The sequence below is a fragment of the Clostridium sp. CCUG 7971 genome (genome assembly GCF_017590215.1).
Lineage (GTDB): Bacteria > Bacillota > Clostridia > Peptostreptococcales > Peptostreptococcaceae > Faecalimicrobium.
Window position 1 is genome coordinate 1 of record NZ_JAFFPK010000012.1, and the last position, 12,120, is coordinate 12,120.

The 12,120-nt window shown below is 27.1% G+C and carries 9 protein-coding genes; 1 reads left to right on the forward strand and 8 read right to left on the reverse strand.

The window, feature by feature from the left end; genetic code table 11:
* Nucleotides 1-48: 48 nt before the first annotated feature.
* The 4 genes from JWF52_RS02000 to JWF52_RS02015 form a co-directional block, all read right to left on the reverse strand.
* Nucleotides 49-1,620: a BCCT family transporter gene (locus JWF52_RS02000; protein ID WP_353654856.1), complete on the reverse strand. Its 1,572-nt coding sequence runs from the start codon at nucleotides 1,618-1,620 to the stop codon at nucleotides 49-51.
* Between the two features lie 346 nt (nucleotides 1,621-1,966).
* A complete protein-coding gene (gene yfmH, locus JWF52_RS02005) occupies nucleotides 1,967-3,259 on the reverse strand; it encodes an EF-P 5-aminopentanol modification-associated protein YfmH (RefSeq protein WP_208331678.1) in 1,293 nt (430 codons plus the stop codon).
* Nucleotides 3,260-3,273: 14 nt separating this feature from the next.
* On the reverse strand, nucleotides 3,274-4,539 hold the full coding sequence (gene yfmF, locus JWF52_RS02010) for an EF-P 5-aminopentanol modification-associated protein YfmF (protein ID WP_208331679.1): 1,266 nt from the start codon (nucleotides 4,537-4,539) through the stop codon (nucleotides 3,274-3,276).
* A 1-nt stretch (nucleotide 4,540) separates the two neighbouring features.
* Nucleotides 4,541-5,659 (reverse strand): ferrochelatase, encoded by a 1,119-nt coding sequence (locus JWF52_RS02015; protein WP_208331680.1) that lies wholly within the window; start codon nucleotides 5,657-5,659, stop codon nucleotides 4,541-4,543.
* Between the two features lie 320 nt (nucleotides 5,660-5,979).
* Between JWF52_RS02015 and ychF the strand changes: the two genes are divergently transcribed.
* Nucleotides 5,980-7,077: a redox-regulated ATPase YchF gene (gene ychF / locus JWF52_RS02020; RefSeq protein ID WP_208331681.1), complete on the forward strand. Its 1,098-nt coding sequence runs from the start codon at nucleotides 5,980-5,982 to the stop codon at nucleotides 7,075-7,077.
* Nucleotides 7,078-7,228: 151 nt separating this feature from the next.
* Here the strand turns inward: ychF and JWF52_RS02025 are convergent, their stop codons facing one another.
* The 4 genes from JWF52_RS02025 to JWF52_RS02040 all read right to left on the reverse strand — a co-directional run bounded on the left by JWF52_RS02025 (nucleotide 7,229) and on the right by JWF52_RS02040 (nucleotide 12,084).
* A complete protein-coding gene (locus JWF52_RS02025; protein ID WP_208331682.1) occupies nucleotides 7,229-8,668 on the reverse strand; it encodes a carbon starvation CstA family protein in 1,440 nt (479 codons plus the stop codon).
* A gap of 121 nt (nucleotides 8,669-8,789) precedes the next feature.
* On the reverse strand, nucleotides 8,790-9,512 hold the full coding sequence (locus JWF52_RS02030) for a LytR/AlgR family response regulator transcription factor (RefSeq protein WP_208331683.1): 723 nt from the start codon (nucleotides 9,510-9,512) through the stop codon (nucleotides 8,790-8,792).
* Nucleotides 9,513-9,522: 10 nt separating this feature from the next.
* Nucleotides 9,523-11,181, reverse strand: coding sequence for a LytS/YhcK type 5TM receptor domain-containing protein (locus JWF52_RS02035; RefSeq protein ID WP_208331684.1), 1,659 nt, complete (start codon nucleotides 11,179-11,181; stop codon nucleotides 9,523-9,525).
* A 66-nt stretch (nucleotides 11,182-11,247) separates the two neighbouring features.
* A complete protein-coding gene (locus JWF52_RS02040; protein ID WP_208331685.1) occupies nucleotides 11,248-12,084 on the reverse strand; it encodes a sulfurtransferase in 837 nt (278 codons plus the stop codon).
* Nucleotides 12,085-12,120 lie beyond the last annotated feature (36 nt).

Here is a 12,120-nt window from a genome sequence, read left to right on the forward strand (position 1 = left end):
TTATAGCCTGTACTTTTATATTAGTTTTTAATTTTATATTCAACTTTATTACATCATATAATTTTGTATTGCATTTTTTAGCTTTTTAACTTTAGATTTTTCAGATACTTCTTTTTTAGATTTTAATTTATTTTCCTTTACTTCTTCTCTTAATGCCTTAATAATCGATACCATACTAAGTAGTACTATTATTGTGAATGGAAATGCCGATACTATTGAAACGGTTTGTAAAGTTTCAAGCCCACCTGATAATAAAAGAGCTATTGCTAATGTAGCTTGAACAACTCCCCAAACTATCTTTTTAGTACCACTTGGGTTTAAATCTCCATCTGATGTAAACATACCTAAGACATAAGTAGCCGAGTCTGCTGATGATATAAAGAACGTACAAAGAAGTACCATTGCAATTATAGATAAAATTTGTCCAAATGGATACTTAGAAAATACTTCAAATAATGCTACTTCAGTTACCTTAGTAGCTGTAGTTGCAAAATCTGCACCTAAATTTATTCCAAGTGTACCAAATACAGTAAACCAAATTATACAAGCTAATGCAGGTACTAATGTTACACCTATTATAAACTCTCTTATTGTTCTACCTTTAGAAATTCTTGCTATAAATATTCCTACAAAAGGTATCCAAGCTATCCAAAGTGCCCAATAAAATACTCTCCATTGTCCGATCCATTCTTTACTTGAATCCATATACAAACTTTGAGATACAAATTCTGTTACATATGCAAACATTCCATTTTGGAAATTATTTAACATAGCAAGTTTTGGTCCTATCAATATAGCTCCTATTAATATAAATCCTGCTAAGCTTAAGTTTATATTAGATAATATTTTTATTCCTTTATCTAATCCACTAGTAGAACTTAATATATAAAGTACAGTTGCAATTGCTATAATTATAATTTGTACTTTGATAGTATTTTCTATATTAAATACATATTCTAATCCTCCAGCAATTTGCATAGTACCCATACCTAGAGATGTAGCTATTCCTGTTACAGTAGTAAAGACTGCTAATATATCTATAGTTTTACCTATTGGTCCTTTTACACCCTTTTCACCTAGTATCGGTAAAAATATACTACTTATAAGTCCTGGAGCACCTTTTCTAAATTGGAAATATGCAAGTGCCAATCCCATTATAGAGTATGCTGCCCATGGATGAAGCCCCCAGTGTATAAACGATTGTTGCATAGCAAACTTTACAGCTTCATTAGATCCTGAACTCGCTCCTATTGGTGCTATAAAATGCTTCATAGGTTCTATAGCTCCAAAGAATACTAATCCAATACCCATACCAGCTCCAAATAACATTGAGAACCAAGATAGATTACTAAATTCCGGTCTATCATCATCTTTTCCAAGTCTTATATTTCCATATTTACTAAATACTAAAAATAAAGCAAACAGTACAAGTAAAAGCATTGCTATTATATATACGAAACTAAAATTATTTATTATTATCTTAAATATGCTGTTAGATATGTTCCTAAACTCATTTGGTAAAATTATACCCGTTACAACCACACATATTGATAGTATTAATGATATTAAAAATACATAATTCTTCTTAATATTTTTATATATATTACTCAAAACACTCACCTCTATTCAAAAGAAACAACTTCTTTTTTTATTTAAGTTTTTTGTTACCTACAACTTGATTATATGTTGAAGTTGTATCTTTTGTCAATTAATGATATTGCATTCTCCTGTCTTTCATATAAGTTTTAACTATTGATATCACTACAGTATAGCTATATAAAAAAATTATAAAAATTTTATATATTATTATCAAAATAGCCTAATAAAACTATTATTATTGATAATAATAATTTAAGTAATATGTATAAAAAACAATAATAAATTTAGTTTTATTGTAATAAAAAATTTAGTTTTATTGTAATAAAAAAGCAAGGGTGCTTTTTAACATCCTTGCTTTTTATTTAATTTATTTTTCACTAGGTTCTACTATAGATATTACACAGTATTCTTCTTTCAAATGAGAATTTAATCTTTCTACTACTTCATCAAAGGTTACTTCTTTTAATACATCTAAATAATCTAGTAAATTTATTTCTTTAAATTTATAAGATATAAAGTTATTTGCAATAAAGTTTACAGAGTCAAAATACTTTAAGAAGCTACCTATTTTTTTCTTCTTAACTCTTTCAAATTCTTCTTTACTTAAACCTTCATATTTATATTTTTGTATATATTCAAGTATTGTATTTTTAACAGCTCTTGGATCTTTAGATTCTCCACCAATTATTGTAAATCCATAATCGATTTGAGAAGAGAATCCTCCTCCAAAGTTGTCGTTTATAAGACCCTTCATATATAAATCTTCAAATAATAAGCTTCCTCTTTTAAATATCATATCTATTAATATTTCAGTAATTATTTCTTTTCTTAAAAGTTCACTTCCTTTAATACCTACGTTATTATCTTTAAATGCAATATTAAAAGATGGCATAGAAACTGGGAATTTAGCAATAATCTCTTTTTTATTAACATGTTCTGGTTCCTCAGGATAAAACTTTTCTATTTTATTTGAAAGTTTAGCTACATCATAATGATTAACTTTCTTTGCAACTTCCATTACTTTTTCTTCTTCTAAATCTCCTACAACAAATAACATCATATTTCCTGGATTGTAGAAAGTATTATAACAAGTATATAATTCTTCTTTAGCTATTTTATAAATACTTTCAACAGTACCTGCTATATCAACTCTAACTGGATAATTTACATATAATGCTTTTAAGCAGTTAAAATAAACATTCCAATCTGGATCATCATTATACATTTTTATTTCTTGTTCAATTATACCTTTTTCTTTTTCTACATTTTCATCTGTGAAATATGGAGTTTGAACATAGTCTATTAAGTGTTCTAAACTCTCATAAAAATTTTCTGTTGCAGAAAAAAGATAAGCTGTCATTGTAAAATTTGTAAAAGCATTTGCACTTGCTCCCCATTTAGAAAACTTATCAAATGCATTACCTCCATCAGGTTGTTCAAACATTTTATGTTCGAGAAAATGTGCTATACCTTCATTTACTCTTACTTTTTTATCTTCACCAATTGGAATAAATTCTAGCTCATTTGATCCATAATTAGTTGCTAGTATTGCATATTTTTTAGTAAATCCATGCTTTGGCATAAAATAGACATCTAGTCCATTTTCTAATTTTTCATAATAAATTTCTTCTTTTAATATATCATTAACTATTTTCTCCATTTATGTCACCTCACTTAGTTTCTTAAGAAATAAACAGTATCAAGTTGTAAATCTTCATAAGATTTAACTATATCTTCTACTGAAACATCTGATATATAATTAATTATATCTTCTACTGTAGAATTTGTTTTACTCATTCCTTGTGCAAAATAGAAATCAGACATTCCACCTATACTATCTGCTAAAGATCTCATAGAGTTTATTAATGCACTTTTGCTATTATCTAATTCTTCTTGTGATATTTCTTTAGCTTTTAAGCTTTCTATTTGTTTCTTAACTAATTCTAATGTCTTTTCATAGTTTTTAGTTTCTATACCTGATGATACAAATAATATTCCTTTGTATTTTTCAATAGAAGAGTAAATATAGTAGCATAAACTTTCTTTTTCTCTTATATTTATAAACATCTTAGAGTGAGGTCCTCCACCTAGTACGTTGCATCCTACAACTAAAGAATAATATTTTTTAATATCACTAAAATCTACATTAGTTCTATACCCTATAACCAATTTACCTTGAGTTATATCCATTTTATCAATTACTTCTTTAACTTCGTCTACTTGCTTTTTATAATCTTCTCTTGGTATGTCTATTATATTACCTCGCTCAAAAGTAAAAGTATTATTTATTATATCAATTATTTCTTTTTCACTAAAATCTCCTTCTATCACTATGTCTATTGGAGATGTTTTTAATATTTCTATATAATGATTATATAAATCTTTAGGAGTTATTTCATCAATTTCATTTTCATAACCATATTCACTTATACTAAATCTTTCGTCTTTACACATTTCTTCAAATGCTCTTTCAAGGGCATACCTTCCTTTATCATTTATAATACCCTGTATTCTATCTCTTAAGTTTACTTTTTCTACATCTAAATACTCTTTTTTAAATCCTCCATCAATTACTAAAGGTTTATTTATTACCTCATTTAAAAATTCCAATGAACTTTTAAGTATTTTTTCATCTAAATACTTTTCATTAGTACTTAACATTTTAAAGCTTATAACTTGACGCTCTCCTCTTTTACTTACATCCGAAAGCATTGCTGAACCATATAAATCATCTAGTTTATTAGATATTTCTCTTAAGCTTGGATATTTTTCGCACCCGCTAGTTATGATACTTGGAAGTAATGCATTTTTTGTAACTTCATTTTTATCCAATAATCTTTGGATATATATACTAACAAGATTAGATTTAAATTTTTTAGCCGGTATTAGAGTTAGGTTAATATTATTACCTAAGTTTATTTTCTTAATGTCTTTTTCCATCTTATCCTCCTATTTGTTTTATCAATGATATTCTTGTGAAAAGTTCATCTACTATCGCATCTATTTTTTTGTCAGGATTTATATAGTAAAACTTAGTATTTCCCATATCTAAGTTTTCAAGTATGCTACTTACTAAATGTTTTGTATACATAGTATCAATTGTACATGTAGGTAGAACAACATACAAGGTGTTAATTCCATATTCTAGTAATTCTTCTCCTGATTTTATTATGTCGTCTTTATTATTTTCTAAAAGTGGTAATTTTATTTGAATATCTAAATCTTTTTGTTCTAATTCTATGTAATTTTTTATTTTTTCTCTAAATAATATATCTTGTTCTAAATTATTTTTATTATGCAAACCTATTAATAAAACACCTGCATCTTTTCCTTCATTTCTTATATTTTTTAATATTTCATTTTTATAAACCATTGCTAAATTATTTGATTTGTAAAAAGGCTCTAATATATCTATACCCACTAAATTATGAGAAGTTAAACTTAGTTTTTCATATCTTTGCTTAAATATTTCATAATCTTTACCTTCTGTCATAAATAAAGGGCAAATTATAATTTTTTTATAACCTTTTGATACAATATTCTCCATTGAATCTTCAAAGTATGGCATTGAGTACATATATGAATTTGCTACTTCATATCCTTCTCCTAAATTATATCTTAGTTTTTGTGCTATCTCTTCAGCTTGACCTTTAAAATTACTAGATCCTAATTTATTATAGTAACTTTTATAATCATATAGATTTTTAGTACTAGTTAAAAGTGACTTATAACCTTTCTCATAATAAATTTGTGTTGCTCTTTCCTTTAGATTATAATTTTTATCTTCCCCTTCTGAAACTAATAATACTAAAGTTTTTTCCTTTTCTCTTAACTCTTGTACATCTTTAAAGCTTACATAGTTCCTAAAACCAAAAGTTATCATGAAATTTGTACCAATGAAAGCAATAATAAGAGCTATAACCATATATTTATATTCTTTATTTATTATTATTTGCTTATAAAATAATGCTGTGGTTAAAACTATAAATATATTTTCAATATAACCATTAAATATAAAACTTAAAGCTAAAGATATACATAGAGCTATTGAAATCCACATTATATCAACCCCAATATATAAATTCTATTTTAAATATCCTATAAAGTAGGTCTATTGCTTAAAACTAATTACATCTATATTGCTAAAATGATTTAAATAGATGTAATCACTTAATTAGCTTTGATAAAAGCCTAGTTTACAGTTATTATATATATGATGTATAATCAATATGTATGTCTAAAATAGATTTTTGTAAATTTATTAAAGTAGCTTATTGACTAGGTTTCACCTGGTAATAGGTTGTTTAAATTTATAATATAATTTTTGATAGTATAACTGTCATAAACATATAAATATCATAAAAAGAGAGGACGATGACTATGAAATTAGGTATAGTAGGTCTACCAAATGTAGGTAAAAGTACATTATTTAATGCAATAACTCAAGCAGGAGCTGAATCTGCAAACTACCCTTTCTGTACAATAGAGCCAAACGTTGGTGTGGTTGCTGTTCCAGATGAAAGATTAGATAAATTAAAGGAGTTATACGATTCTAAAAAAATAGTTCCAACGGCTATAGAATTCTGTGATATAGCAGGACTTGTTAGAGGAGCTTCTAAAGGTGAAGGTTTAGGGAACAAATTCTTATCACATATAAGAGAAGTTGATGCTATAGTTCATGTTGTTAGATGTTTTGAAGATCCTAACGTTGTTCATGTTGATGGAAGTGTTGATCCTTTAAGAGATATCGAAACTATAAACTTAGAGTTAATATTCTCTGATATCGAAATATTAGAAAGAAGAATACAAAAAAATACTAAGGCTGCTAAAGCCGATAAATCGTTGGCTTCAGAGCTTGAATTCTTAAAAGAAATAATGGCTACTTTAGAAGATAGTAAATGTGTAAGAACTATGGACTTTACTGAAGATCAACAAAAATTCGTTGATTCATTAAACTTACTTACATCTAAGCCTGTAATATACGCTACAAATGTATGTGAAGATGATTTAGCTGATGAAGCTGAAAATAATGAATATGTTGCTAGAGTTAGAGAATTCGCATCAACTGAAGGTGCTGAAGTTGTTGTTGTTTGTGCTCAAATAGAAGCAGAGATAGCTGAACTTGATACTGATGAAGAAAAGATGGAATTCTTAGAAACACTAGGACTTGAACAATCTGGTCTTGATAAGTTAATAAAGTCTTCTTATGCTTTACTAGGCCTTGTATCTTACTTAACAGCTGGACCTCAAGAAGTTAGAGCTTGGACTATAAAAGTAGGAACAAAAGCGCCTGCTGCTGGAGGAAAAATCCACTCTGATATAGAAAGAGGATTTATCCGTGCAGAGACTATAGCATTTAATGATTTAGTAACTGTTGGTACTATGACTGCTGCTAAAGAAAAAGGTCTTGTAAGACTTGAAGGAAAAGAATATATAGTTAAAGATGGAGACGTTATATTATTTAGATTTAACGTATAATATAAAAGCTTATAGCAATTGCTATAAGCTTTTTGTTTGTTAATATATACCTTAGTAATAAAAAACTATCTAAAATAAATATTAATCTTTTCATATAAAAAGAATGCCTACAGAATGATAAAAATCATTTTGAGACACTCTTTTGATATAATTATTGAGCTACTTTATCAAACTCATCATTTACTTTTATATTCTTTTTGCTTACCATAAATGCTACAAATAATACTACAGCTACAACTACTCCTACTCCATTAGATAACATCGCATCTAATCTAAATCCTTCTTTTGCTTGTAATATATATGCCATACATACAGCACTCATAAATGTTGCTGGTATTAAAGTCATCCAGTAATTAGCTTTATTCTTAAGTAAGTATACTGTTGCTGTCCATAAGAATATAGTTGCTAATGTTTGGTTAGACCAAGCAAAGTATCTCCAGATTACGTTAAAGTCTATTGTAGTTAAGAATATACAAACTACAAATAGTGGTATAGCTAACTTAAATCTGCTTAATAATCCTTCTTGCTTTATCTTAAATGCATCAGCTATAGTAAGTCTAGCACTTCTAAATGCAGTATCTCCACTTGTTATAGGACAAGCAACAACACCAAGTACTGCTAAAATTGAACCTATAGGACCTAATAATTCTTTAGATAATACTCCTACTACTCCTGATTGTCCACCAAACTCTGTTAAAGCACTTTGTATTGATAAACTATCTCCAAAGAATGCTATTGTAACAGCACACCATATTAAAGCAACTATACCTTCAACAACCATTGCCCCATAGAAAACTTTTTTACTTTCAGTTTCTCTGTGTATACATCTTGCCATCATAGGTGATTGTGTAGCATGGAATCCTGATAAAGCACCACAAGCTATAGTAGTAAATAAGAATGGGAATATAGATAATCCTTCTGGATGCATGTTTTGTAAATTCATTTCTGGCATTACCATTGTTCCCTTAAAGTGACCTATTATCATAGCACCAGCTAAACCTATTGCCATGAATAATAACGATGCTCCAAATATTGGATATATTTTACCTATAACCTTATCAACTGGTAAAACTGTAGCTAATAAGTAGTATATTATTATTAAAACAACCCATATATTTTTATCTATACCAGTCATAGATGTTAATAATCCTGCTGGAGATGTTACGAAAACTGTACCAACTAATATTAATAATATTACAGAGAATACTCTCATAACATTTTTCATATTTTTTCCTAAATAAATACCAACTATTTCAGAAACAGAAGTACCATCATGTTTCATAGATATAACACCTGAGAAGAAGTCATGTACTCCTCCTGCAAATATAGTACCAAACGTTATCCATAAAAATGCAACTGGACCAAATAATGCTCCCATTATAGCTCCAAATATTGGACCTGTACCTGCTATATTTAAAAATTGTATTAAAAATACTTTATGCCAAGGCATTGGCATATAATCTACACCATCTTCTAATTTAACTGCTGGTGTAGAACTTGCATCACTTAATCTTACTGATCTTTCAACTACATTTCCATAGATAAAGTATCCAGCTATTAAAATTGCTAAACAACTTATAAATGTTATCATACCCTTTTCTCCCTTATTAAAATTTTATTATTTCATTATTAATTCTATTAAATAATAACGTTTTTTCATTTTAATAAGTAGTTTTTCAACATGAGATGCAAAATTTCTACATGAAATACAATTATATGTTCATAACTTTCCTAAATTCTTTAATTTTACTTCTACTTACATAAACTTCATTGTCTATATCATTTAATTTTAGTTTATATGTAGAATTAAACCATGGTATTATTTCTTTAATTTTAGTTATATTTACTATATAAGATCTATGAACTTTGAAAAATTTATCTGAAGGTAATTTCTTTTCAAATTCTAATATAGATTTTTTAGATATATATTCGTTTTCTTTAGTATAAACTAGAGTTTCTCTTTCTCTAGCTTCACAATAATATATATCATCTGTATTTATAACTACTAATTTATTCTCTTTCCAAAGAGTTATATTAGATAAATTAACTTGTCTATTTTCAGACTCCAGCTTTAAAAACTCTACTTGACATAGCTTATTTAAAGTAGAAACTATTCTTTCTTCTGAGTATGGCTTTAATATATAATCAAAAGCATCTAACTCAAAAGCATCTACTGCATGTTCTTTATATGCTGTAATAAATACTATCTTCGGCTTATTTTTAAACTGATTTATAGTTTTAGCTAATAACATACCATCAAACATAGGTATATTAATATCTAAAAATATTACGTCTATATTATTTTTTTGCATAAATTTTAATACATCTACACCATTATCAAATTCACTTACAATATCTATATTGCTAAAGTTATTTATAAAATATTTAAGTTCTTCTCTTGCTGGAAATTCATCTTCAACTATTATCGCTTTCATACTAAAACTCCTAAATAATAAATTCTATTTTAGTTCCAGGTTCTAATTGATTTATTTTTAAACCTTGTCCATAAATTAATTTAAGTCTTAAATGCACATTATATAATCCAATTTTGTTTTCTGGCATATTACCCTTATATACCTTATTTATTATATCACTTTCTATTGTAACACCATCATTTTCAACACAAATTCTAGTATTGTCTTTTTCCTTTTTTACACTTATTGTTACAATTCCATATCCACCATTTTCTCTTATTCCATGTATAATTGCATTTTCTACTAATGGCTGTATTATTAAACTTGGCATTTTCACATCTATATCTTCATCAATATCATAAATTACAGTTAATTTGTCTCCAAATCTTGCTTTTTCTATTTCTACATATGCTTTTACTTGTTCTAACTCTTTATTAATAGCTATTAAATTACTATTTACTTCTAAATTGTATCTCATATATGTTGATAAATTAATTATAAGATCTCTTGCTTTATCTGGATTTATTCTGATAAAAGACGTTATTGTGTTTAATGCATTAAATAAAAAATGAGGATTTATTTGAGTTTGTAATGCCTTTATTTCAGCTTTGTTTTTAGCAGTTTTTATTTCTTCAATTTTAGATATTTCCATAAGAGTTGAAATAATATGAGATAAAACTATAGCTAAAGATTTTTTAGAATAACTCATATCATATTTTTCTGTATAGTAGATTTTTAAGCTCCCTATAACTCCTTGAGAATCTCTAAGAGGTATAATAAGTGCGGTTTTAAGATTTACCTTCTCACTTAAAGAATATTCATTTTTATCCACTTTTACATTTAATATCTTATCTTCTTCCATTGCCTCTCTTGTTATATTGCTAAGTTCTATATTATCATCTTTATATACATCTTCTCCTACACCTACATATGCCAATACACCTTTAGTATCTGTTATACTTACAGCGTCTGAATTTATTTCTTCTTTTATTATAGTGCATATCTTTTGGAGAGACTCTAAGTTAATAGACCTAAAGTAAGGTAGAGTTTTATTAGCTATATCAAGTGCAAGTTTTGACTGAAATGCTGCTATTTCTTCTTTCTCTTTTCTTATATCATTTACAATTGATACTAAAAAACCTATACCAACTTGTCCAACTATCATTGGAACATAAATTTGTCTTATAATATATATAGCTATATCACTTGGCTTTGATAAGAAATATATTAAACACATTGTTATACTCTCTACTATTACCCCACATATAATTCCATAAAACCATTTATGTTTATCTACTACCTTTTTGCTAACATATCCTGATAATAATCCTGCAATTATACTAGATATAAAACATGGCATAGATGTTATTCCATTAATATCAATAATAAATCTATGAAATCCTGATATAATTCCTGATGATACTCCTACAAATGGTCCAAATAAAATTCCTCCAGATACTATAGAAATTATTCTAGTATTGGCAAGAGACCCTTCAACATTTACACCGTTGTAAGTTCCAAGTATGGCTAATGCTGTAAATATCATTGATATAAAAATTAAGTCCTGTAATTTATATGAATCCTTTTGAAATATATATTTAAAGTTTTTTATTTTACATATTATTATAAATAAAACTATTGTTAAGCTAGTTTTTTCAATTAATGCTAAAAGTATAGTTTCTTTACCCATAAATCCCTCCTTTAAAAAAAGGGAAAGTATTTTACCTTTCCCTTTTTTAAGTCTATATAATTATCTTTACTTAGTATCTACTTTATTATCATCATAGCTTATCCAATCACTAAAGCTTCCTGGATAGACTTTGTGTTTTATTCCTATTTCTGTAAGTGCTAGACTATTTGGACATGCTGTTATACCTGAACCACAATAAACTATAACTTCATCATAATCATTTAATTTTTCAAAAAGAACACTTAAGTCTTCTTTTGATTTTATTTTTATCGAATTTTCACCTTTATCTAATATATCCAGCCAGAAATAATTTAGCGCACCTGGTATATGTCCAGCCTTTTTATCTACAGGTTCCCACTCTCCAATATATCTTATATTTTCTCTAGAGTCTACTATTGCTACGTTCTTATTATAAAGTTTTTCTTTTACATAGGACATATCAACTATCATATTTTCATTAATTAATATGTCAAAGTTACCTCTTACTACTCTAGTAACATCAGTAACTATTTCTCCATTTAATTCTTTAAAAGAATTAATCCCTCCATCTAATATGTAAACATTTTTATGACCCATATATTTTAATATCCACCAAAGCCTTGATGGTCCTGCTAAATCCCCTTCATCATAAGCAATAACTATAGAATCATTACTTATACCTATACTTTCAAAAGTTTCTTTAAGTTCGTCTATCGTAGGAAGTGGATGTCTTCCTCCAAACTCTTTTACTTCACTTGATAGCTGTGTTTCTAAATCTATTCTTACAGCCTTTTTTATATGCCCCTCTTCATAGCTTTTTCTTCCATAGTCCTTATCCATTAAATTAAACCTACAGTCTACTATAACTAATTTTTCATTATCTAGATTATCTTTTAACCATGATGCATTAACTATATTTTTCATATGCCTCTCCCCTATATTTAAATAATGAAAGAATAT

Bases quoted from the DNA above. Each gene is read 5' to 3' on its own strand.
- yfmH (WP_208331678.1), bottom strand. From the start codon at position 3,259: ATGGAGAAAATAGTTAATGATATATTAAAAGAAGAAATTTATTATGAA.
- yfmF (WP_208331679.1), bottom strand. From the start codon at position 4,539: ATGGAAAAAGACATTAAGAAAATAAACTTAGGTAATAATATTAACCTA.
- JWF52_RS02015 (WP_208331680.1), bottom strand. From the start codon at position 5,659: ATGTGGATTTCAATAGCTCTATGTATATCTTTAGCTTTAAGTTTTATA.
- ychF (WP_208331681.1), top strand. From the start codon at position 5,980: ATGAAATTAGGTATAGTAGGTCTACCAAATGTAGGTAAAAGTACATTA.
- JWF52_RS02025 (WP_208331682.1), bottom strand. From the start codon at position 8,668: ATGATAACATTTATAAGTTGTTTAGCAATTTTAATAGCTGGATACTTT.
- JWF52_RS02030 (WP_208331683.1), bottom strand. From the start codon at position 9,512: ATGAAAGCGATAATAGTTGAAGATGAATTTCCAGCAAGAGAAGAACTT.
- JWF52_RS02035 (WP_208331684.1), bottom strand. From the start codon at position 11,181: ATGGGTAAAGAAACTATACTTTTAGCATTAATTGAAAAAACTAGCTTA.
- JWF52_RS02040 (WP_208331685.1), bottom strand. From the start codon at position 12,084: ATGAAAAATATAGTTAATGCATCATGGTTAAAAGATAATCTAGATAAT.